The organism is Qaidamihabitans albus, from assembly GCF_016464705.1.
GTDB lineage: Bacteria > Actinomycetota > Actinomycetes > Mycobacteriales > Pseudonocardiaceae > Qaidamihabitans > Qaidamihabitans albus.
In genome coordinates, this window is the sequence record NZ_JAEHOB010000021.1 from 33,535 (window position 1) to 56,131 (window position 22,597).

Annotated in this window: 20 protein-coding genes; 5 read left to right on the forward strand and 15 right to left on the reverse strand. The window is 72.4% G+C overall.

Annotated features, from left to right (window positions below; translation table 11 throughout):
* Positions 1-150: 150 nt before the first annotated feature.
* The 5 genes from JAP66_RS28490 to nadD all read right to left on the reverse strand — a co-directional run bounded on the left by JAP66_RS28490 (position 151) and on the right by nadD (position 3,464).
* Positions 151-996 carry a DegV family protein gene (locus tag JAP66_RS28490; protein ID WP_199434947.1) on the reverse strand — a complete coding sequence of 282 codons (846 nt, stop codon included), beginning with the start codon at positions 994-996 and terminating at the stop codon, positions 151-153.
* Positions 997-1,005: 9 nt separating this feature from the next.
* Positions 1,006-1,773 (reverse strand): diglucosylglycerate octanoyltransferase, encoded by a 768-nt coding sequence (octT, locus tag JAP66_RS28495; protein ID WP_199434948.1) that lies wholly within the window; start codon positions 1,771-1,773, stop codon positions 1,006-1,008.
* A gap of 3 nt (positions 1,774-1,776) precedes the next feature.
* Positions 1,777-2,388 carry a histidine phosphatase family protein gene (locus JAP66_RS28500; protein WP_199434949.1) on the reverse strand — a complete coding sequence of 204 codons (612 nt, stop codon included), beginning with the start codon at positions 2,386-2,388 and terminating at the stop codon, positions 1,777-1,779.
* On the reverse strand, positions 2,385-2,804 hold the full coding sequence (gene rsfS, locus JAP66_RS28505) for a ribosome silencing factor (RefSeq protein WP_199434950.1): 420 nt from the start codon (positions 2,802-2,804) through the stop codon (positions 2,385-2,387). Before rsfS ends, JAP66_RS28500 begins: the two co-directional genes overlap by 4 nt.
* Before the next feature lie 63 nt (positions 2,805-2,867).
* Positions 2,868-3,464, reverse strand: coding sequence for a nicotinate-nucleotide adenylyltransferase (nadD, locus tag JAP66_RS28510; protein WP_199434951.1), 597 nt, complete (start codon positions 3,462-3,464; stop codon positions 2,868-2,870).
* A 331-nt stretch (positions 3,465-3,795) separates the two neighbouring features.
* On the opposite strand from nadD, the gene JAP66_RS28515 reads away from it, so the two are divergent.
* On the forward strand, positions 3,796-5,901 hold the full coding sequence (locus tag JAP66_RS28515; RefSeq protein ID WP_199434952.1) for a RecQ family ATP-dependent DNA helicase: 2,106 nt from the start codon (positions 3,796-3,798) through the stop codon (positions 5,899-5,901).
* 110 nt (positions 5,902-6,011) lie between these two features.
* Here the strand turns inward: JAP66_RS28515 and proB are convergent, their stop codons facing one another.
* From proB to JAP66_RS28540, 5 genes are all read right to left on the reverse strand, one after another.
* A complete protein-coding gene (gene proB, locus JAP66_RS28520) occupies positions 6,012-7,121 on the reverse strand; it encodes a glutamate 5-kinase (protein WP_199434953.1) in 1,110 nt (369 codons plus the stop codon).
* A complete protein-coding gene (gene obgE, locus JAP66_RS28525) occupies positions 7,114-8,607 on the reverse strand; it encodes a GTPase ObgE (RefSeq protein ID WP_199434954.1) in 1,494 nt (497 codons plus the stop codon). The genes proB and obgE overlap by 8 nt, the downstream gene beginning before the upstream one ends.
* A 116-nt stretch (positions 8,608-8,723) precedes the next feature.
* Positions 8,724-8,981 (reverse strand): 50S ribosomal protein L27, encoded by a 258-nt coding sequence (rpmA, locus tag JAP66_RS28530; protein WP_199434955.1) that lies wholly within the window; start codon positions 8,979-8,981, stop codon positions 8,724-8,726.
* A gap of 32 nt (positions 8,982-9,013) precedes the next feature.
* Positions 9,014-9,328: a 50S ribosomal protein L21 gene (gene rplU, locus JAP66_RS28535; RefSeq protein WP_199434956.1), complete on the reverse strand. Its 315-nt coding sequence runs from the start codon at positions 9,326-9,328 to the stop codon at positions 9,014-9,016.
* Positions 9,329-9,491: 163 nt separating this feature from the next.
* Positions 9,492-12,527, reverse strand: coding sequence for an Rne/Rng family ribonuclease (locus JAP66_RS28540; protein WP_199434957.1), 3,036 nt, complete (start codon positions 12,525-12,527; stop codon positions 9,492-9,494).
* 558 nt (positions 12,528-13,085) lie between these two features.
* Between JAP66_RS28540 and JAP66_RS28545 the strand changes: the two genes are divergently transcribed.
* Positions 13,086-14,549 (forward strand): S8 family serine peptidase, encoded by a 1,464-nt coding sequence (locus tag JAP66_RS28545; protein WP_199434958.1) that lies wholly within the window; start codon positions 13,086-13,088, stop codon positions 14,547-14,549.
* 1 nt (position 14,550) lies between these two features.
* Here JAP66_RS28545 and JAP66_RS28550 read toward each other — a convergent pair whose 3' ends face one another.
* The 4 genes from JAP66_RS28550 to JAP66_RS28565 form a co-directional block, all read right to left on the reverse strand.
* Positions 14,551-15,378 carry an ABC transporter permease gene (locus tag JAP66_RS28550; protein ID WP_199434959.1) on the reverse strand — a complete coding sequence of 276 codons (828 nt, stop codon included), beginning with the start codon at positions 15,376-15,378 and terminating at the stop codon, positions 14,551-14,553.
* Positions 15,379-15,380: 2 nt separating this feature from the next.
* Positions 15,381-16,184: an ABC transporter permease gene (locus tag JAP66_RS28555; protein ID WP_199434960.1), complete on the reverse strand. Its 804-nt coding sequence runs from the start codon at positions 16,182-16,184 to the stop codon at positions 15,381-15,383.
* On the reverse strand, positions 16,181-17,095 hold the full coding sequence (locus tag JAP66_RS28560; protein WP_199434994.1) for an ABC transporter ATP-binding protein: 915 nt from the start codon (positions 17,093-17,095) through the stop codon (positions 16,181-16,183). Before JAP66_RS28560 ends, JAP66_RS28555 begins: the two co-directional genes overlap by 4 nt.
* 78 nt (positions 17,096-17,173) lie before the next feature.
* Positions 17,174-18,139 carry a helix-turn-helix domain-containing protein gene (locus JAP66_RS28565; RefSeq protein ID WP_199434961.1) on the reverse strand — a complete coding sequence of 322 codons (966 nt, stop codon included), beginning with the start codon at positions 18,137-18,139 and terminating at the stop codon, positions 17,174-17,176.
* A gap of 70 nt (positions 18,140-18,209) precedes the next feature.
* On the opposite strand from JAP66_RS28565, the gene JAP66_RS28570 reads away from it, so the two are divergent.
* Complete coding sequence (locus tag JAP66_RS28570; protein ID WP_199434962.1) at positions 18,210-19,355, forward strand: YbfB/YjiJ family MFS transporter; 1,146 nt, start codon at positions 18,210-18,212, stop codon at positions 19,353-19,355.
* Here JAP66_RS28570 and JAP66_RS28575 read toward each other — a convergent pair.
* A complete protein-coding gene (locus JAP66_RS28575) occupies positions 19,327-20,082 on the reverse strand; it encodes a FadR/GntR family transcriptional regulator (protein ID WP_199434963.1) in 756 nt (251 codons plus the stop codon). The genes JAP66_RS28570 and JAP66_RS28575 overlap by 29 nt on opposite strands.
* 98 nt (positions 20,083-20,180) lie before the next feature.
* Between JAP66_RS28575 and JAP66_RS28580 the strand changes: the two genes are divergently transcribed.
* Both JAP66_RS28580 and JAP66_RS28585 read left to right on the forward strand, forming a co-directional pair.
* Positions 20,181-21,635 (forward strand): MFS transporter, encoded by a 1,455-nt coding sequence (locus JAP66_RS28580; protein WP_199434964.1) that lies wholly within the window; start codon positions 20,181-20,183, stop codon positions 21,633-21,635.
* Positions 21,625-22,563 (forward strand): dihydrodipicolinate synthase family protein, encoded by a 939-nt coding sequence (locus tag JAP66_RS28585; protein ID WP_199434965.1) that lies wholly within the window; start codon positions 21,625-21,627, stop codon positions 22,561-22,563. The genes JAP66_RS28580 and JAP66_RS28585 overlap by 11 nt, the downstream gene beginning before the upstream one ends.
* The last annotated feature ends 34 nt before the right edge of the window (positions 22,564-22,597 follow it).

A 22,597-nucleotide genomic window follows, 5' to 3' on the forward strand; every position in this document is an offset into this window, starting at 1 on the left:
GGGCGGTCGTCGCCGGCAGGGCCGACCGGCCGGGCTGTGGATGAGCGGGGCGGTGTGGACAACTCCCGCCCGCGGGAGCCGCGTGGCCCGGTGGCGTCGGCACGGGGTGCTACGTTCGCCGGTTCGGCCTGCGGTCGGCACGCCGTCCGTTCAGCCCTCCCGCTGCACCACCACGCCGAGCACGCCCGGACCGGTGTGCGCGCCGATCACGGCGCCGAGTTCGGACACCACGCACCCGCACGAGCCCGGCAGCCGTTCCTGCAGCCTGTTGGCCAGTTCGACGGCGCGTTCCGGCGACGCGAGGTGGTGCACGGCCAGCTCGGCGACGCCGTCGCCTGCGGCCCGCACGGCCAGCTCGACCAGCCTGCTGGTCGCCCGGTTCATCGTGCGGACCTTCTCCAGCGGCCGGATCTCGCCGTCCACCATGTGCAGGACCGGCTTCATGGCGAGCGCGGTGCCCAGCAGCGCCGCCGCGGCGCCGATCCGGCCGCCCCGGCGCAGGTACTCCAGGGTCTCCACCACGAACAGCGTCTCGGAACGGCGAGCCGCCGCGACCGCGGCGGCCTCGACCTCCTCCCCCGACCCCCCTTCGGCCGCGACGGCGGCCGCATGCAGGGCGGCGAAGCCGAGACCCATCGCGGTGGTGCGCGAGTCGACCACCCGAACCCGGTCGGGCCCGACCTCCTGCGCGGCGAGCACCGCGGCCTCCCACGTGCCCGACAGCCTCTTGGAAAGGTGCACCGAGACGACCGTGTCCGCGCCCTCGTCGAGCGCCTCACGGAAGGTGGCGGCGAACGCCGCGGGGGTGGGCCGGGACGTGGTGACGATCCGGCGCCTGCCGAGTGCCTCGGCCAGCGCGGCGGGACCGACGTCCACGCCGTCGAGCGCCGCGACGCCGTCGATGAGCACGTGCAGCGGGACGACCCGGATCGCGTGCCGCTCGGCGAATCCCTCCGGCAGGTGGGCAGTGGAGTCCGTGACAACGGCGACCGGCACGGGGCCAGCCTACGTGCCCGGTTCCGGAGCGGCCGGGGCCCTGGCCGGCGCCGCGGGCGCGAGCAGCGGTGCGAGCAGGTCCACCATCGCCGAGCCGACCGCCGCGTGCCCGTCCCAGCCCCAGTGCATGCCGTCCGGGTTGCCGTGCCCGCCCAGCACGTGCGGACCGACCACGGCGGGCACGTCGAGCACGGGCACGTCCGCTCGCCGGGACCACGCGACGATGGCAGCCTCCGTTCGCGCGCGGACGGGATGCGCGTACCCGTAGGAGGGCGCGCGGTGCACGGACGGCAGCCAGCCCACGATCGGCAGGCCGGGACGCAGCGTCCGCAGGGCCTCGACCGCGATCTCCAGGTAGTGCACCGTGAGCCGCGTCGGCAGCACGGCAGGCCAGCCGCGCAGCGCGACCGACAGCCGGGGCTGGGCGGCCAGGTAGGCACCGCGGACCGCCCGCCGCAAGCCGTCGGGCCGCAGGTAGCGCAAACCGGTCCGCAGGTAGGTCGGCAGCGGCGAGGGAAGCGTGTCCATGCTGCCCACCGCCAGCACGACCGCGTCGACACGGTGCAGCTCCGCCCACACCCTCGGATCACCGGTGAGCGACCACCACGCGTCGCGGGCGGTCCAGCCGATTCCGGCGACCAGGTCGGAGCTCCCGCCGAGCCGGGCGGCGGCGACGTTCGGCCACAGCCGCGGCTCGTCGGCCGCGTACCCGCCGTCGGGACCGTGGAAGCTCAGCGAATCGCCGAACACCAGCAGCCGCGGCGTCTCACCCGTCATGCCCTACCCGGTCATCCCGGCGTTGTAGGCGTGCAGCCGCCAGCCGCCGTGGTGCCTGCCGAGCTCCACCCAGTGGCAGTTGACGATGCCGCCGAGCGTGGGCCAGAACGCGACCGGCAGCTCCAGCAGGCGCGCGGTCAGCGCGAGGATCAGGCCGCCGTGGGCGGCGAGCAGCACGGTCTCGTAGCCCTCGTCGGTGCCGAGCAGGTCGGCGACGACCTCGTAGGCCCGGTCGGCGACGTCCACGCGTGACTCGCCGCCGGGGGGCGCCCAGGTGGCATCGGCGCGCCAGCGGTCCCTCTCGCCGGGCGCACGCGCGTCGACGTCGGCGCCGGTCAGCCCCTGCCATTCACCGAGATGCGTCTCCCGCAAGCGCTTGTCGATCCGCAGCGGCACGCCGATGGCGTCGGTGAGCACGGTCGCGGTGTCCGTCGCCCGGCGCAGGTCGGACGCGATCACCAGGTCCGGGGCGAACCTGGCGAGCGCGGGCGCGGCGAACCGGGCCTGGTTCCAGCCGACCTCGGTCAGCGCGGAGTCCAGATGGCCCTGCATGCGGCCGACCGCGTTGAAGTCCGTCTCCCCGTGCCGCCACAGCACCAGCCGCCGCAGGCTCACCGGTCCTCCGGCTCCTCACCCGAGCCGCCCGGGTTCGCCGAATCAATGGAGCCGTCCGGCAGGTCCGCGACGTCGATCCGCGGGCAGTCCTTCCAGAGCCGCTCGAGTCCGTAGAACGAACGCTCCTCGTGGTGCTGGACGTGCACGACCACGTCGACGTAGTCGAGCAGCACCCAGCGTCCTTCCCGGGCACCCTCTCTCCGCACCGGCTTGTGCCCGGCGACACGGAGCTTCTCCTCGACGTTGTCGACGATCGCGCCGACCTGGCGCTCATTGGGCGCCGACGCGATGACGAACGCGTCGGTGATCACCAGCTGGTCCGAGACGTCCAGCACGACCACGTCGGTCGCCTTCTTGTCCGCGGCCGCGTGTGCGGCCGTGGTCGCGAGGTCTCGTGCTTCGGCCGTCGCTGCCACGGTGCTCCTTCGGGATCGAACATGGGCCGGGGTGCAGAGTACCCGCAACACCCGGCACGCCGGTCAGCTCCGGTGGGCCCGGTACAGCCTGCGCTTGTCGATGTATCGGACGACGCCGTCTGGCACGAGGTACCAGACGGGCTCGCCGTGCTGGACCCGTTCCCGGCACCCCGTCGAGGAGATCGCCATCGCGGTGACCTCCACCAGGCTGACCTTGCCACTGGGCAGGTGGTGGTCGTTGAGGTGGTAGCCCGGCCTGGTCACCCCGATGAAGTGCGCGAGCGTGAAGAGCTCGTCGGCGTTACGCCAGGTCAGGATCTGTTCCAGCGCGTCGGCGCCGGTGATGAAGAACAGCTCGTCGTCGGGGTACTCGGCGTTCAGGTCGCGCAGGGTGTCGACGGTGTAGGTCTGGCCGCCGCGGTCGATGTCCACCCGGCTCACCGAGAACACCGGGTTCGACGCGGTGGCGATCACCGTCATCAGGTAGCGGTCCTCCGCCTTCGACACGATCCGCTCGGACTTCTGCCAGGGCTGACCGGTCGGCACGAAGATCACCTCATCGAGCCGGAAGCGCGACTGGACCTCGCTGGCGGCGACCAGGTGGCCGTGATGCACGGGGTCGAACGTTCCCCCCATGACCCCGATGCGGCGTGGCGACATGGGAGCCAACCCTATACACCCTGGTTGGACGGGCTGCGGGGTCGGCGGGGTCGGCGGGGTCGGCGGGGTCTGCGGGGTCGGCCCTCCCCCCTCGTGGCAGTCCAAGGCCGGGCCGACCCGCGCAGCACGCGCACCGGCGGGCCAGGGATGCCCGCCGGGTGCCGGTCACTCCCCGCGAGGACCGGCACGCGGATGGGACCGGCTCGCCCGGCCTCCCTTACGACGAGCCGCGGGTGATCTGAGTCACATACAGGTCCGAAATCGGTAGCGCCGGTTCCGTTCGCTCCGCCCCGGGCCGACATCGTCGCCCCGATGCGGTAGAGCTGTTCCCGTGGACACCGAATCCCTTCGCGGCCGAGCCGAGACCCTGCTGCGCGCGCTGGCGGGCGATGACGCGGTACTGCGCGACGACCAGTGGACCGCCATCGAGGCCCTCGTCGCCCACCGGCGCCGCGCGCTGGTGGTACAGCGCACCGGCTGGGGCAAGTCGGCCGTGTACTTCCTCGCGACCGCCCTGCTCCGGGAGCAGGGCGCCGGTCCGACCGTGATCGTCTCGCCGCTGCTGGCATTGATGCGCAACCAGATCGCGGCCGCCGGGCACGCGGGCATCCACGCCGCCACGATGAACTCCGCCAATCCCCAGGAATGGGACGACGTGCAGGCCAGGATCACCGGCGGTGAGGTCGACGTGCTCCTGGTCAGCCCCGAACGACTGAACAACCCCGACTTCCGCGATGCGGTCCTGCCGAAGCTCACGGCCTCGGCCGGCCTTCTCGTGGTGGACGAGGCGCACTGCATCTCGGACTGGGGCCACGACTTCCGCCCCGACTACCGCAGGTTGCGCACGCTGCTCGGCGACCTGCCCGCCGGGGTGCCGGTGCTGGCCACCACGGCGACCGCCAACGACCGGGTGGCCACCGATGTCGCCGACCAGCTCGGCATCGGCGACGGCTCCGACACACTGGTCCTGCGCGGCCCGCTCGACCGCGAGAGCCTGCGGCTCGCGGTCACGAAGCTGCCGACCGCGGCCGCACGGCTGGCATGGCTCGCCGAGAAGCTGGCCGAACTGCCCGGCTCGGGCATCATCTACACGCTCACGGTGGCGGCCGCGCACGACATCGCCGCGCTGCTGACCGAGCGCGGTTACGCGGTCGCCGCCTACACCGGCAAGACCGACCCGGCGGATCGGCACGCAGCGGAGGACGACCTCCTCGCCAACCGGGTGAAGGCGCTGGTCGCCACGTCGGCGCTGGGCATGGGCTTCGACAAACCGGACCTCGGGTTCGTGGTGCACGTCGGCGCCCCGTCCTCGCCCATCGCCTACTACCAGCAGGTGGGCCGCGCCGGGCGTGGGGTCCGGCGCGCCGAGGTCGTGCTGCTGCCCGGCCAGGAGGACATCGAGATCTGGAACTACTTCGGCTCGCTGGCCTTCCCCGACGAGACACGAGTGACGCAGGTGCTCAACACCCTCACCTACGCCGACCGCCCGCTGTCCACCGCGGCGATCGAACCGACCGTCGAGCTGTCCCGGTCGCGGCTGGAGATGGTGCTCAAGGTGCTGGACGTCGACGGCGCGGTACGCCGCGTCCGCGGCGGCTGGGAGGCCACCGGCCAGGACTGGCACTACGACCGGGAGCGCTACGAACGGGTCCGGCAGGCCCGTGCCGCCGAGCAGCGGGCGATGCTCGACTACCTGGAGACCACCGGCTGCCGGATGGAGTTCCTGCGCCGGCAGCTCGACGACCCGCATGCCGCGCCGTGCGGACGCTGCGACAACTGCACGGGACAGCACTGGAGCACCGACGTCTCGGCGGACGCCACCGAGGCCACCGGCGCGCGGCTGAGCAGGCCCGGCGTCGAGTTCCCGCCCCGCCGCCAGTGGCCCACCGGGATGGCGTCACTCGACGTGCCGCTGTCCGGCAGGATCGGCAAGGGCGAGCAGGCGGAGCCGGGCCGTGCGGTGGGCAGGCTCACCGATGTCGGCTGGGGCACCCGGCTACGAGAGCTCGTCGGAACCAGCGCCGCCGATGGCCCGGTGCCCGATCCCGTGTTCGACGCCTGCGTGGCGGTGCTCGCGTCGTGGGACTGGACGGCACGGCCGGTCGCCGTGGCGGGGATCGGTTCGCACACGAGGCCGGAGCTCGTGGCGGACCTCACCCGGCGTCTCGCGGGGATCGGCAGGCTCACCACCCTCGGCATGGTCGAGGCGCACGGACCGCCGCCCAGGCGGGCCAACAGCGCGCAGCGGCTCGCCGACCTCTGGCGCAGGCTGAGCCTGCCCGATGCGCTCCGGGAGGCGGCGGCGACACTGGACGGCCCGGTGCTGCTCGTCGACGACCTGGTGGACACCGGCTGGACGATGACACTGGCCGCGCGCCTGCTGCGAGAGGCTGGTGCACCCGCGGTGCTCCCGTTCGCGCTGGCCACGACTTCGTAGGCGGCGAAGCGCCGATACCCCGTGCGCGGAACGCGGACAATGGCGCGCGGAGCGCGGACACGCGCGCGCAGAGTGCGGACACCTGCGCGCGGGGCGCGGACACGCCGGGATCACCGGCGCAGCGGCACCAGGTCGTCGGCGTGCACGACCTCGCGGCGCTGTTCCTCGGGCAGCTCGTGGCTGGAGCGGCCGATGAGATCCGGCAGCTCGGCCACATCGAAGGCGACGACACCGCGCGCCACCACGCTTTGCGCGGGGTCGACAAGGTCCACCACGTCGCCCGCCTGGAAGTCGCCGTCCACGCCCGTGATCCCGGCCGCGAGGAGCGACCGCCTGCGCCGCACCACCGCGGTCACGGCGCCGTCGTCGAGGTGCAGCCGGCCGGTGGAGCCCGCGGCGTAACCGAGCCAGAACCGGCGGGCGGACAGGCGCGCGCCGGCCGGCCGGAACGCCGTGCCCACCCGGGCGTCCGCCAGCGCGTGCCGCGCCTCGGCCGCGGCCGCGATGAGCACCGGTATGCCCGCCGCCGCCGCGGTGCGCGCCGCGGCGACCTTCGACACCATGCCGCCCGTGCCGAGCCCTGAGCTCGACATGCCGACCGCGAGGCCGTACAGATCGGACTCGTCGCCGATCTCGGCGATCCGGCGCGTCGAGCCGTCCCGGGGATCCCCGTCGTACAGTGCGTCCACATCGGACAGCAGCACGAGCGCTTCGGCGCCGATGAGATGTGCGACGAGGGCGGCCAGCCGGTCGTTGTCGCCGAAGCGGATCTCCTCGGTGGCCACGGTGTCGTTCTCGTTGACCACCGGCACGGCGCCGAGCGCGAGCAACCGCGAGAAGGTCCGCTCCGCGTTGCGGTAGTGCGCCCGCCGCACGACGTCGTCCGAGGTGAGCAGTACCTGGCCGACGGTGAGCGAGTACCGCCCGAACGACTCCGCGTAGGCGTGCGCCAGCGCGAGCTGGCCGACGCTGGCGGCGGCCTGCTGCGTCGCGAGGTCCCGTGGCCGCGTGCCGAGAGACAACGGCGCCAGTCCGGCCCCGATGGCGCCGGAGGACACGAGCACGATCTGCGCCTCGCGCGACACACGTTCGGCGATCGCGTCCACCAGCGCGTCGAGCCTGGACATATCGAGCCCGTCACCCGCGGTCGTCAGCGCCGAGGAGCCGACCTTGACGACCAGCCTCCGCGCCGCGGAGATCGCCTGGCGGACGTCAGTCACCGGCGTCCTCTCCGGTCTCGGAAGCGCTGCCCTTGTCGGAACCGCTGCCCTTGTCGGAACCGCTGCCCTCGCGGCGGATCCGGCGCGCCTCCTTGCGCTCGGCGGCGCTCACCCTGCCGTGCTCTTCGAGCCGTGCATCGGTGCCGCGGCCGGTCATCTGCATGGCCACGCCGGCGGGTGTCGACGGCTCCCATTCGAACGTGACGTCGCCGATGGTCACCGGGCTGCCCGGCTCGGCGCCCTGGCGGGCCAGCTCCTCCTCCACCCCGAGCCGGTTGAGCCGGTCGCCGAGGTAGCCGACCGCCTCGTCGTTGCCGAAGTTGGTCTGGCGCACCCAGCGTTCGGGCCGCGGGCCGCGCACGATGAAGCCGCCGGGCTCCGCCGGGTCCGGCTCGACGGTGAACCCGCTGTCGTCGACCGGTTCCGGCCGCAGCACGATCTTTGCCGGAGTCGGGGCGGGCTGCTCCGCGCGGTAGCGGTTCACCACGTCGGCCAGCGCGAAGCCCAGCTCCCGCAGGCCATGCCGCGACACCGTGGACACCTCGAAGACGGGCAGGCCGCGCTGCTCGAATTCGGGGCGCACCAGCTCGGCGAGCTCGGCGGCCTCCGGCACGTCTAGCTTGTTCAGCACCACCACGCGGGGGCGCTCGTCGAGCTCGCCGCCGAGCGCCGGCGTGTAGCGGGCGAGCTCACTTTCCAGCGCGTCCACATCCGACAGCGGGTCGCGACCGGACTCGTAGGTCGCGCAGTCGACGACGTGCACGAGCACCGCACAACGCTCGATGTGCCGCAGGAAGTCAAGGCCGAGTCCCTTGCCCTCGCTCGCGCCGGGGATCAGCCCGGGTACGTCGGCCACCGTGAACACGGTCTCGCCCGCGGTGACCACGCCGAGGTTGGGCGCGAGGGTGGTGAAGGGATAGTCGGCGATCTTGGGCCGCGCCGCCGACAGCACGGAGATGAGCGAGGATTTGCCCGCCGAGGGGAAGCCGACCAGCCCGACGTCCGCGACGGAGCGCAGTTCGAGCACGAGGTCACGGGTCTCGCCCTCCTCGCCGAGCAGCGCGAAGCCGGGGGCCTTGCGGGCGCGCGAGGCGAGCGCGGCGTTGCCGAGCCCGCCGCGGCCGCCCTTGGCCGCGACGAAAGTGGTGCCCGCGCCGACCAGGTCGGCGAGCACCTCGCCGTCCTGGCCGAGCACGACCGTGCCGTCTGGCACCCGCAGCTCCAGCGTCTCCCCGGCGGCACCGCTGCGGTTGCCGCCCTGGCCCTGTTTGCCGTTGCCGGCGCGGGCGTGCGGGCGGAAGTGGAAGTCCAGCAGGGTGTGTACACCCGGGTCCACGACGAGCAGGACGTCGCCGCCGTGGCCGCCGTTGCCGCCGTCGGGTCCGCCGAGCGGCTTGAACTTCTCACGATGCACTGAGGCGCAGCCGTTCCCACCGTTGCCGGCGGTCACATGGATCACCGTGCGATCGACGAACCGGGATGCCATGTCTCGCCTCTCCGCCAGAACTGAAAAAATCTTCCGTAACGCACAAACGAGGGACGGGGCCGGAGATGTTCCGGAACCCGTCCCTCGTTCGGGGTCTAGCGTGTGACCGGGCCCGCTCAGGCCTCGGCCGGCACGATGTTGACCGTCTTGCGGCCGCGCTTGCTGCCGAACTCGACCGAGCCGCCGGCGAGCGCGAACAGGGTGTCGTCGCCGCCACGGCCGACGTTCACGCCGGGGTGGAACTTGGTGCCGCGCTGCCGAACCAGGATCTCGCCCGCGCTCACGACCTGACCGCCGAACCGCTTGACACCCAGGTACTGAGGGTTGGAGTCACGGCCGTTGCGGGAGCTGGAGGCGCCCTTCTTGTGTGCCATCGCTGGTCACTCTCCTTTGAAAAGCAACAGCCTTACTTGTTGATTCCGGTGACCTCGACACGGGTCAGCTGCTGCCGATGTCCCTGCCGCTTGTGGTAGCCGGTCTTGTTCTTGAACTTGTGGATGCGGATCTTGGGGCCCTTGGTCTGCTCGACGACCTTGCCGATGACCGAGACCTTCGCCAGCGTGCCGGCGTCCGTCGTGACCTCGCCGCCATCGACGAGCAGCAACGCGGGGAAGGTGTGCTCGGTGCCCGGCTCGCCCTCGAGCTTCTCGACCTCGACGACGTCGCCGACGGCCACCTTGTACTGCTTGCCGCCGGTCTTGACGATCGCGTACGCCGACACGGAAGACTCCTGCTTACTCGACAGTGGGTGGGGGCTCACGCGGCCGGCCCGCTTCTCGCGGTCCAGCGATCGCGCAATGTGGCCCGCTCCAGTGCGCGGGCCGCCTTACAGGTTACGTGGCACCCGGAACGAGGGTCGAACCGGGGGTCGCGGGGCAAGGTCATCAGCTGTTCTCCTGTGCATGGACCGGCGGGCCGGCCGGCCGTGAGGCCGCGCGGCGCGGGCGGCGCCTTGCCGTCCGCACCGCCGGCGCGGGCACGTCGGCCTCGGCAGGTGCCTCCGTGGCCTCGGGAACTCCTGAGGCGGCAGACCTCTCAGGGACTTCAGGAGCCTCAGCAGTCGCAGGAGTCTCAGCAGTCGCAGGAGTCTCAGGACCCGCCGGGGCCTCGGCCGCATCAGGCTTCGCGGCCCCCGTGTCCTGCTCGGGCGCCTCGGCGGCAGGCTGTGCCTGCTCTGGCTGTTCTGGCTGCTCTGGCTGCTCCGCTGTCCGGGCCGCATCCGCGGGCTCGGCGGCGGGTTCGCCGGTGGCCGCATGACCGTTCACCGCCCGCGCGGACTTCCGCTCGCCCCTGCTCCGCCGCGAGCGCGCGGCCGGTTCGGGCCGCTCCGCGGCGGCGGGTTGCTCCGGCTGGGGCTCCTCGTCCTGCGCGTCCCCTGGCTTCGACGACGCGGCCTTCGACGCGTTGGCCATCGCCTGCACGGCCGTGACGACGGACTCGCGCTGCTCGGGCGTCGGGGCGGGCGTGACCGGCTCGGTGCGCGCGCTCTCCTGCTGCGGCTCCTCGTTCTTGCCGCGGCCGCGCGAGCGCCGGGAACCGTTCCCGCCACCTCCGCTGCCGCCACCGTTACCCCCTCCGTTACCGCGCTGCGGCTCGGTGGAGATCAGGACACCACGGCCCTTGCAGTGCTCACACGTGGAGGAGTACGCCTCGAGCAGGCCGGTGCCGACCCGCTTGCGGGTCATCTGCACCAGGCCCAGCGACGTCACCTCGGCGACCTGGTGCCGGGTGCGGTCGCGGCCGAGGCATTCGGTGAGCCTGCGCAGCACCAGCTCACGGTTGGACTCGAGCACCATGTCGATGAAGTCGATCACGATGATGCCGCCGATGTCGCGCAGCCGGAGCTGGCGGACGATCTCCTCGGCCGACTCAAGGTTGTTCCTGGTGACGGTCTCCTCGAGGTTCCCGCCGGAGCCGGTGAACTTGCCGGTGTTGACGTCGATGACGGTCATCGCCTCGGTGCGGTCGATCACCAGGTAGCCGCCGGAGGGCAGCCAGACCTTGCGGTCCAGCGCCTTGGTGATCTGCTCGTCGATGCGGTGGTCGGCGAAGACGTTGCCCGACCCGGTGTACCGCTTGACCCGGTCGACCAGGTCGGGGGCGACGTGCTCGACGTAGGAGCTGATCGTCTCCCACGCCGTGTCACCCTGGACCTCGAGCTTGACGAAGTCCTCGGTGAACAGGTCGCGCACGACCTTGACCAGCAGGTCCGGCTCCTCGTAGAGCATCACCGGGGCACCGTTCTTCTTGCCCTTGCCGGTGGACTCGGCCTTCTCCTTGATGACGTCCCACTGGGCCTTGAGCCTGCGGACGTCCCGGCCGAGCTCCTCCTCGCTGATGCCCTCCGAAGCGGTCCGGATGATGACGCCCGCGTCCTCGGGCACGATCCGCTTGAGGATGTCCTTCAGCCTGCGCCGCTCGTTCTCCGGCAGCTTGCGGGAGATGCCGGTGGCACCGCCTGCGGGCACGTACACGAGGAAGCGGCCGGGCAGCGAGATCTGCGTGGTGAGCCGGGCGCCCTTGTGCCCCACGGGGTCCTTGGTGACCTGCACCAACACGCTGTCACCGGTGGAGAGTGCCTGCTCGATCTTGCGGGCCTTGCCCTCGAGGCCGGCGGCGTCCCAGTCGACCTCGCCCGCGTAGAGCACGGCGTTGCGGCCCCGGCCGATGTCGATGAAGGCCGCCTCCATCGAGGGCAGCACGTTCTGCACCCGGCCGAGGTAGACGTTGCCGACGATCGAGCCGCTGCCGGAGGAGGTCACGAAATGCTCGACGAGCACCCCGTCCTCCAGCACGCCGATCTGGGTGGAGTCGCCCCGCTCGGCCACGACCATGGTGCGCTCGACGGACTCGCGCCGGGCGAGGAACTCCGACTCGGACAGGATCGGCGCGCGCCTGCGGCCCGCCTCCCTGCCGTCCCGGCGGCGCTGCCGCTTCGCCTCCAGCCGGGTCGAGCCACGCACGCTGCGGACTCCGTCCCTGGCCTCGTTCTTGGCGCTCTCCTTGCCGCCCTCGGCCTTCGCGTCGCGCACGTGCACGACCGTGTTCGGCGGGTCGTCCGGCGTCGAACCGTCGGGCGACTCGTCGTCGCCGCCCTTGCGACGCCGGCGGCGGCGCCTGCGCTTGCTGGCGCTGTCGGACTCGGACTCCTCCGCCTCGGCGCCCTCGCCGCCCTTCTTTGCCTGCTCGTCCTTGCCTTCCTCGGCGGCCGGGCGCGCGGGGGCCGCGGTGGACTGTTCCTGCTGTTCCTGCTGCTGGTCTTCGGAGTCCTCACCGCCCTTGCCGCGACCACGGCCACGGCGGCCACGCCGCCGGCGCCTGCGCCCGGCTTCGGACTCGTCCGTGTCGCTCTCGCCCTCGTCCTGCGCCTGCTCGCCTCCGGCCTGCGCGGACTCCCCCGACGACTCGGAAGACTTCGCTGCCTTCGCCGACTTCGCCGGCTCAGCCTTCGCGGACTCGGGTTTCCCGGCCGCTTCGACGTCAGCGGCGGCGGGTTCCGGCGGCAGGAACACCGGGGACGGCGCCGCGAAGACCGGGGTGTGCACGGGCCGGGGCGGCGCGGGCGGCTCGACAGGCGCCGTGGCAGGTGCCGTCGCCTCGGCCGCCGGTGGCTCGGCGGCGGGGCCGGCCTCGGCCGGGGTGACCTCGGGAGCCGCCTGCGCGGCCTCCGTGACGGCCTCGTCCAGGGTGCCCAGTGCTCCGGCCACCCGGAGTGCCACATCCTTCGGCACGCTCGACTGCGCACTGCGCGCCGTCTCGCCCAGCTCGGACAGCTTCGCGAGCACCTCCCGGCTACTCGAACCGAGTAGCTTCGCGAGGGCATGCACCCTGATCCGGCTGGGCAGGTCGGCCAGTGCGCCTGCCGTGGATGTGGCGGTAGTCCCGCCTGCGTTCTCGGCGGGTGTCTCCGCGTTTGACATGTGTCTCCTCCGCCCCCGGGCGCGCCTACCGGCTCATCCCCGACCGAGGCAGCTGCCTCGGCACCGGAAACGGCTTGCAGGACGCGGCCGCACAGGGGCCTTTCCTGTTTGTTCCGTCGTCGTGGTCTCCGACGACGGGAATCCTTGCCTCTCGCGCCACGACGGAGCCGGATGTCCCGGCGGTCCGCCAGTGGCAGGTCCCGCGACGACGCGCTGACCGAGCTCGTGGCTCTTCGCCGCCTCCCACGTCGTCGAGCCGCGTGGCACTGGATGCGCACGGCGGCGACGACCTGGAGCTCTGCCAGCACCTCACCGGGCCGCCACGCCGCCACCCACCACCCCTTCCGTGGTGCGGACGGCCAACGGCCAACACCGAGTATCCCACACGACGGCCGCCGCCCGGCGTCCTCGGTGCCGGGAGGGCCCCGGTCGTGCCCCCGACGTGCACGCGAACAGACGACACGCGGTACCGGCCGGGGGAACTTTTGCGCAGCGCTTGTCGGGCCCCGACGCGCTGGCTACCGTGCGCTCAGGGTGGGAGTGCACCGAACGGGGTCCATGGTCGACGGAGGTCCTGTGCTGAGGCGTGGGAGCGTGGTAGCCGCCTGCGTCGTGCTCGTGGTCGCCGGTCAGCTGGGCGGCCCCCACGGTGCGTCGGCCGGGCAGCGCGACGCCCGGTGTGCCGACTCCGGGCAGCCGGCCGCCTACGTCGTGTTGTTCGAGCGCGGCACCCCGGCGAGCGCCGCGAGCGCCGAGCTCGGGGCCGCCTGCGGCCGCACCACCAGCTACTACCCGGAGATCGCGGTCGGCGTCGCCACCGCGCGGGACCCGGCGTTCGCCGAGCGGCTGGGGCCCGGCCGGGCGTTCAGCGCACAGGCCGAGCGGCGCCGTGCGCAACGGGCCGGCGCAGCGGCACCCGGCGGCCCGCCCGCGGCACGGGACCTGGCCTCCGGCACGGCGGTGCCTGCCGCGGACCGCACCGCCGAGCAGTGGAACATGCGGGCGATCAACGCCGACGCCGCCAGGGCGGTCGAGCCGGGCAGCGCGGACGTCGTGGTCGGGGTGCTGGACTCGGGCATCGACGCCGGACACCCGGATCTCGCGGGCGCGGTGGACCCGGACCGCTCCGCCGGCTGCCTGAGTGGGGCACCGGACACCTCGGCCCGCGCGTGGGCACCCACCACCTCGCAGCACGGCACGCACGTCGCGGGCGTGATCGCCGCCGCGGACGACGGCAGGGGTGTCACCGGGGTCGCGCCGGGCGTCCGGCTCGCTTCCGTGAAGGTGATCGACGAGCACGGCTTCGTCGATCCGGTGGCGGCGGTGTGCGGGCTGATGTGGGCCGCACGGCACGACGTGACCGTCGCCAACAGCAGTTTCTTCGTCGATCCCCGGGCACTGTGGTGCGCGCCGGCCGACGGCGAACGGGTGGTGCACGAGGCGATCGCCCGGGCGGTGGAGCACGCCGACTCCGCCGGCACGCTGAACGTCGCCGCCGCCACCAACGATGCGGTGAACCTGACCCCGTCACCGCGCAGCGGCGGCTCGGCGGCGGCCGACCGGGGTGAGGGCACGTGTGAGGCACTGCCCGCGGGACTGGAGGAGGCGGTCGCCGTCTCCGCCGTCGACAGCGGCCGGACGAAGGCGGGCTACAGCTCTTACGGGCTCGGCGTGGTGGATGTCACAGCTCCCGGTGGCGCGGGAGGTGACTGCGTGCTGTCCACGGTGCCGGGCGGCTACGACTCGGTGTGCGGCACGTCGATGGCGGCGCCGCACGTGAGCGGGGTGGCCGCGCTGCTCGCCTCCACGCAACCGTCCTACTCGCCACGGCAGTTGCGCGCGGCGCTCGGCGAGCAGGCCGATCCGATTCCGTGCCCGACCGACTACGACCTCGGCGGCGACGGCGCGCAGGACGCGTACTGCGCCGGATACACCGCCTACAACGGGTTCTACGGGCACGGCCTGGTGGACGCGCTCGCCGCCGTCGGTGGCACGCCTGCGGAGGACCGCGGCGCGCGGTGACTCATCTCAGCAGCAGCCCGGCGAGCCGGCGGGACGTCGCGAACACACCGAACGCCGCCAGCGCCGCGAGGTAGGCCACGTGCCCGGCCATCGTCGGGTCGAGCACGCCCACCGAAAGGCCGCGCATCAGCTCCACCCCGTGGTAAAGCGGCAGGAACTGGATGACCACCTGCAGCGGCCCCGGGAACACCGACAGCGGGAAGAACGTCGTGGAGAACAGGAACATCGGCACGACGGCGAGCTGGACGAACTCGAACTGCGTCGGTGAGCGGATGAACGTCGCACAGGCCATTCCGATCGCGGCGAACGCGAAGGCCACCAGCAGCGCGACCGGGACCAGCAGCAGCGCCCACGGCGAGGTGACCAGTCCCATGACGTTCATCACACCGAAGAAGGCGACGGCGTAGAGGCCGCCGCGCAGCACAGCCCAGCCGATCTCGCCGATCGCGACGTCGAGCGGGCCGATGGGCGTCGCCAGCATCGCGTCATAGGTCTTGGCGTACTTGAACTTGAAGAACACGCCGAAGGTCGAGTCGAAGACGGCGCCGTTCATCGCCGAGGCGGCCAGCAGTGCCGGAGCGACGAACGCCACGTAGGGCATCGGCTGCCCACCCGGCCCGGCGACCTCGGTGACGAGCCTGCCGAAGCCGATCTGGAACGCCACGAGGTAGAAGAGCGGTTCGAGCACACCGGACACGAAGACGAGCCAGCCCCGCGAGTAGGACAGCATCGACCGCTCGATGATCGCGCTCGCCCTGCCCGCGTAGAGCCCGGGCGGCAGGATGCGCAGCAGCAGCCCCCGTGGGCGGGTTCCCTCGGTCACGGGCACAGCTAGATCACCAGCCTGCGGTAGAAGTAGTGGCGTGCCGCCAGCCCGCCCGCCGCGAAGACGGCGGCGAGGTAGGCGGCATGTCCCATCGCCGGCAGCGGTTCCAGGCCGCCGAGGGCCACCCCGCGGGCGAGCTCGTTGCCGTGCCACAGCGGCGACACCCAGGCCAGCCACCGCAACGCGCCCGGGATCTGTGTGACCGGGAAGAACGTGCCTGCGAACAGCGTCATCGGCATGACCACGAACCGGAACAGGGAGACGAACCGCGCTCCCTCGTCGTAGGTCGTCGCGGCGATCGCCATCATCGGCGCCGCGCACGCGAGCCCGGTGGCGACCGCGACGGGCAGCACCAGCAACGCGCCGGCACCCTGCCAGGCACCGAACGCGAACGCGATCAGCACGTACACGGCACCGGCCAGCGACAGCCGCAGCCCGACCCAGATGAGCTGCCCCCCGAGCAGCTGGCCCGCCGTGACCGGCGTGGCGGTGACGGCCACGTAGTCCTTCTGCCACTTGAAACCGGACAGCACAGGGAAACTCGACTCCCCCACCGCGTTCTGCACCGCGCTCGCCACCAGTAGCGCGGGTGCCACGTAGTGCAGATAGGACAGACCGCCGGTGGCCGCGCCGGGCTCCACCTGAGAGCCGAAACCGATGCCCATCGCCACCAGGAACAGCAGCGGCTGCAGCCCGGTTGAGTACAAAGTGGACGTCCAGTATCGCCGGTACCAGATCCAGTGCCCTTCGACGCGCAGCCAGGCCGCGCGCCAGGATCCGAGGACCCGGCCGGGGGCGGGCGCCGTCATTCGACGAGGCTCCTGCCGGTCAGCCGAAGGAAGACGTCTTCGAGCGTGCTGCGCCGCACGAGGCTCGACAGCGGCCGCACCCCCCTGGCGTACGCGCGTTCCAGCGCCGACTCCCCGGAGTCGGTGTAGAGCAGGAGCCGGTCGGGCAGCACCTCCATGCGTTGCGCGAGACCGCCTGCCACAGCCACCACGGCATCCTGCTCGCCGGGCGGGAACCGCAGTTCCAGCACCTCGCGCGTGGAGAACCGGGCGATCAGCTCGCTGGGCGAGCCCTCCGCGGCGATCCGGCCGCCGTCCATCACGACGAGCCGGTCGCACAGTTGCTCGGCCTCGTCCATGTAGTGCGTGGTGACGATGAGCGTGACGCCCTCGGACTTCAGCCGGAACAGCCGGTCCCACAGCAGGTGGCGGGCCTGCGGATCGAGCCCGGTGGTCGGCTCGTCGAGCAGCAGCAGCTCCGGGTCGTTGACCAGCGAGCGCGCGATCGTCAGCCGCCGCTTCATGCCGCCCGACAACGGCTCCACCTCGTCCTCAGCCCGCTCGCCGAGCTGGGCGAAGCCCATCAGCTCCGCCGCCTTGCGGCGCACGTGGGCACGCGAGAGTCCGAAGTAGCGGCCGTAGACCTGCAGGTTCTGCCGGACGGTCAGCTCGCTGTCGAGGTTGTCCTGCTGCGGCACCACGCCGAGCCGCGCCCTGATCCGCGGGCCGTCCCGGTCCGGGTCCATGCCGAGCACCTTCAGCTCGCCGTCCGAACGGGGCGAGACCGCGGCGATCATCCGCATCGTCGACGACTTGCCCGCGCCGTTCGGGCCGAGAAAGCCGAATGCCTCCCCTCGCCGGACGTGGACATCGACGCCCCGGACGGCCTCGAAGTCGCCGAAGCGCTTCACCAGCGCCTTGGCCTCCACCATCGGGCTCTCGTCCACCACGCCACGAACACTGCCATGCCCCACCGACAGAATCGATCGCTTTTCCGCTCTCCGCCTGCCCTACGTGCGGCGATGCTCGAAGGTCCTGCGGTACGCCGACGGCGAGGTGCGCATGGCTCGCGTGAAGTGGTGCCGGAAGTTCACGGCGGTGTCGAATCCGACGGCGTGCGCGACCTGCTCGATGGACGAGTCGGTCGTCTCCAGGAGCGGCAGGCTCGCCTGTACACGTTGCATGACGAGCCAGCGGATGGGGCTCGTCCCGGTCGCCCTGGTGAAGTGCCGCAGGTAGCTGCGGGGTGACATGCGGGCCCGCGCAGCGAGCTTCGCGACAGTGATGCGCTCGGTGAGGTGCCCGGCGGCCCACCGCATGCTGTCCGCGACACGGTCGTCCTCGGGATCGCGTGCCACGGGTGTCTCGATGTACTGTGCCTGCCCGCCGTCCCGGTGCGGCGGGACGACCATCCGCCGTGCGACCGAGTTGGCCACCGTCGCGCCGAGGTCCTCGCGCACCAGATGCAGGCACAGGTCGAGGCCTGCCGCGCAGCCCGCGCTGGTGAACACGCCGCCGTCCTCGACGTAGAGCGGGTTCGGGTCGACCTCGACCCGCGGGTACCGGCGCCGGAGGCCGTCGGCGTAGCGCCAGTGGGTCGTCGCCCGGCGTCCGTCCAGCAGGCCGGCCGCCGCCAGCGCGAACGCGCCGGTGCAGATGGAGACGATCCGGGCGCCCCGCCGGTGCGCCCTGCGCAACGCGGCCACGACACCGGGCGAAGGGTCGGCGGCCACGTCGGCGACGCTCGGCACCAGCACGGTGTCCGCCGCGGCGAACTCGTCGAGACCGTGCGGAGTCCGCAGGGTCGCCCCGCCGAGCATCGGCACGGGCCCACGATGCTCGGCGCAGATCACCAGGTCGTACCACTCCACGCCGATGTCCGGCCAGGCCAGACCGAATACCTCGGTCGCGATGCCGGTCTCGAAAGCCGACATGCCGTCGTAGGCAAGCACGGAGACGGTGCGGCGGCGGGGCATGGCGTGATCTTAGCGAAGACTGGCCTTGACGCCACTGGTCCCTTGATCGACCGCGGACGATGATCAGCGCATGACGTCCACTCTGCCACCACGGCTGTCCGGGACCTGGAGGCTCGGCCTGGCCGGGACGCCCGCCATCGGTGTCGCCTTCGGATTCGCTCGTTACGGCTCGGGCCTGTTCCTGCCCGAGTTCCGGACCGAGTTCGGCCTGTCCGTCACCCAGCTCGGCGTGCTCTCCAGCGGCACCTACGCGGGCTACCTCGCCGCGCTGGTCGCGGTGGGTCTGCTCGCCCCAAGAGCGGGCCCCCGGCGGCTGATCATCGCGGCGGGCCTCTCGGCCACCGTCGGGACGGCACTCGTGGCCTGCGCCGTGGCACCGGAGATGCTGGTGGCCGGGCTGGTTCTGGCCGGAGCGAGCTCCGGCTTCGCCTGGGCACCCTATTCCGATGCGGCCGACCTGATGCTCGCACCGGGACCTCGCGAGCGAGTGCTCGCGCGGATTCCCGCGGGAACGGCCTTCGCCGTCGCCATCGCCGGACCGCTGGCACTCCTGACCCGCGACGGCGGGTGGCGGTTCGCCTGGGTGGCGTTCGCCGTGATCGGCCTCGCCGTGCTGCTCGGCAACGCGCGCGTCCTGCCGTCCGGAACCGTGCCAGGCAGCGGTTTCCCGGCGCGCTCGTTCGCACGCCGCGCCGCCGTCCCGCTCTACCTGACCGCATTCCTCTATGGACTTTCCGGCGCCGTCTACTGGTTCTTCGCGGTGGATGCGATCTCGCGTGCGGCGCGCTCCGGCTCCGCCACGGCGCCGCTGTTCTGGACGCTCACCGGGCTGGCCGGCACAGCGGGCGTGCTCACCGGCGGCCTGCTCGCGCGGTTGGGTCTCCGGCGCGCCCACGCGGTACTGCTGGCCGCGTTCGCCGCCGCGATCGCCCTGCTCGGCACGGCTCCGGGCGCGCTCACCACGGTCGTCGTGTCCGCGGTGCTGTACGGGTCGAGCTTCATGGCGATCTCGGGGCTGCTGGCCGTTTGGAGCCACCAGGTCTTTCCCGCGCGGCCGACGACCGGCTTCAGCGTGACGCTGTTCGCGCTCGGGCTGGGCGCGATCGCGGGGCCCGCGCTGCTCGGCGCGTTCGCCGACGGCCACGGTCTGCCTGCGGCGTTCCTGGTGACGGCGGGCGTCGCCGCGCTCAGCCTGCCGTTCCGGCCCCCGCGGTGACGCGGGCCCGGATGCCGCGGAAGTGCTCGCTGACCGCCGCGCGGAGGGCGGGCTCGTCCCGCGCCCGCAACGCCTCCAGGATCGCGCGGTGCGAGCGGGCCGTCTCCACCGGCGTGTCGTCCGCCCTCGGGAGCTGGGCGTCGAGGGCGTTGAACACCTTCCAGAAGACCTGGAGCAGATCGAGCACGAGGGCGTTGCCCAGCGGCAGGTACAGCGTCTCGTGGAACCGCCAGTCCTGCGCCGGCGCGTAGCGGCCCTGCTCGGCCGCGCCCTCCATCTCCGCCACGGCCTCCTCGAGCGTGCCGAAGTCCAGCCGGTCGTATGCCTCGAGCACGCGCCCGACCAGCCCGGTCTCCAGCACCTCGCGGACCTCGAGCAGGTGGCGGATGTCGGCGTAGTCGCCACGTACGGAGAGGGCGCTGCGGAACGCCAGCCCGCTCTCCAGCGCCGAGAGCGGGACCGAGCCGACGTAGGTTCCGTAGCCGTGCCGGATGTCGACGATGCCGACGGCCTCGAGAGCCTTCATCGCCTCCCGCAGCGGATGCCTGCTCACCTCGAGCTCCTGCATCAGCTCGGACTCCGTGGGCAGCGGCGAGCCAGGCGCCAGCCCGCGGTCGACGATCAGTCGCTTGATCGACTCCTGCAGTGCGCGCTGGTTGGCGCGGGCGCCGGTCGGCCGGCGGCTCGCCGAGGTCTCCACGAGCGCCGAGTCTAGAGGTTCAGGCACGGGGCCCCGGATCGAGCGCTTGCATCGCGCCGCCTTTCCGTCTACTTTACCGGGCGACATAGGACATCCTATGTCCTGACGTAACGGAGGTCCAGGCCATGGCAGCGCCGCCGCCCGGCATCCCCCGGTCGTTCCGCCAGCTCTCCCGGCCGCAGCGTAAGGCGTTCTTCGCCGCGTGGCTGGGCTACCTGCTCGACGGCTTCGACTTCATCCTGATCACCCTCGTCCTCACCGAGATCGCCGACGACTTCGACCTCAGCCTGACGAAGGCCGCGACGCTGGTCTCCGCCGCGTTCGTCTCGCGCTGGCTGGGCGGCCTGGTGCTCGGCGCGATCGGCGACCGATTCGGCCGGAAACCGGCGATGATCCTGGCGATCCTCGCCTTCTCCCTCGGCAGCGCGCTGTGCGGGTTCGCCTGGGGCTACTGGTCGCTGTTCGTCTTCAGGGCCATCGTCGGCATCGGCATGGCAGGCGAGTACGGCTCCAGCGCCACCTACGTGATGGAGTCCTGGCCGAAGTCCATGCGCAACCGCGCCACCGGGTTCCTGCTCTCCGCCTACCCGATCGGCACGGTGCTCGCCGCGCTCGCCTACGAGGTGATCGTGCCGCTGGGCGGCTGGCGCTGGCTCTTCTACGCCGGGATCGTCCCGATCGCGCTCACGCTGTACCTGCGCCGCGCGCTTCCGGAGGCCGCCGAATGGCAGGCCGAGGTCGGCGGGCGCACCGACGTGACGACGTCGTCCGTGTTGTTCTCGGCACGGCGCAGGCTGCCCAACGCCGCCCTCGCCGTCGTGCTCTCGGCCGCTCTGGGGTTCATCTTCACCAGGACGGCCGGCGGGGCGACGCCGCTGCTCATCGCGCTCGCCGTGGTCTGCCTGCTGGCCTTCGCCGTCCAGCTTGCCGGGCGGCTGTGGCCGGTGATGCTCGCGATTATGATCACGGTGTTCTGCGCGTTCCTGTACTCGTGGCCGATCCAGTCGCTGCTGCCGACCTACCTCAAGAGCGACCTCGGCTACGACACCGGGCAGGTGTCCACCGCGCTCACCTGGGCCGGTCTCGGCTACGCCGCCGGGTCCTGCCTCGCCGGTGTGCTCGGCGACAAACTCGGCACCCGGCGTACCTACGTCCTCGGGCTTTTCGTGTCGCTCGCGTTCGTGTTCCCGGTGTTCGCGCTGCCCGCGGGCGACGCGAACAATGTCGTGCTGCTCTGGGTCCTGCTCTTCGCGATGCAGTTCACCAGCCAGGGCATCTCCGGGCTGCTGCCGAAATACATCGGCGACCACTTCCCCACCCGGCTCCGCGCCGCGGGGCTCGGGTTCTCCTACAACGTCGGCGCGCTCGGCGGTGCGGTCGCACCGCTGGCCGGGGCGGCGATCGCGGAGGAGATCGGCAGCCTCGGCACCGCGCTCGCGATCCTGGCCGGCTCGCTCACCGTCGTCGTCGCACTGATCATCGGGTTCGGGGTGCCCGCACGGATCGGCCGTGCCCTGGGCAGCGACTCCGACGCACCCGCGTTCCTCACCGGAGAGGGGAAGATCACCAGTGGCCGCTGAGACCGGGCTCTCACCGCACGGCGTCGTCCCGCCGCTCACCACCCCGCTCGACGGCCGGGGGGAGGTGGACCGCCAGTCACTCGAACGGCTGGTGGCGTTCCAGCTCGACGCGGGCGTGGACGGCGTGTTCCTCGGCGGCTCGACCGGCGAGATCGCGCTGCTCGACACCGCGCAGCGGCGGGCCGTGACCGAGGTCGCGCTCGGCACGGTCGCCGGTGCCGTGCCGGTGCTCGCGGGCGCGGTCGACACCGGGACACGGCGGGTGATCGAGCACGCCAGGCAGGCGGCGGAGCTCGGCGTGGACGCGGTCGTCGTCACCGCGCCGTTCTACGTCCAGCCACACCCGGAGGAGATAGTCGAGCACTTCCGGCACGTCCAGGCGGCCCTGGACGTGCCGGTGGTCGCCTACGACATCCCGAGCGCGGTCGGGGCCCGGCTGACGCCGGACGTCGTCGCCGAGCTGGCGGAGGCGAACCTCGCCGTCGCGCTGAAGGACTCGAGTGGCGATCTGGCGGCCTTCCGCGAGGTGCTGCGCCGCACGGGCGCGGGTTTCCCCGTCCTGAGCGGTTCGGAACTGCTCGCCGACACCGCCGTCGAGCTCGGGGCGGCCGGGCTCGTGCCAGGACTGGCCAATGTGGACCCGCATGGCTACGTGCGGCTGTACCGGGCGGCGCGCGACGGCGACGTGCGGGCCGCCAGGGCGGAGCAGGAACGGCTCGCGCGGCTGTTCGGCATCACCGCGATCGCCGACCGCGGCCGGATCGGGTTCACCGCGGGCGCGCTCGGCGCGTTCAAGGCGGCGCTGGCGCTGCGCGGCATCATCGACTGCCCGGCGACGAACCCGCCGCTGCTGCCGCTCGACGAGGCCGAGACCCGGGCCGTGGCCCGCATCCTGGACGAGCTGGGCCTCGGCCTCGTCAGCGCGTAACAGCGTCGTGAGTGGCTACCGGCGTTCTAACTCG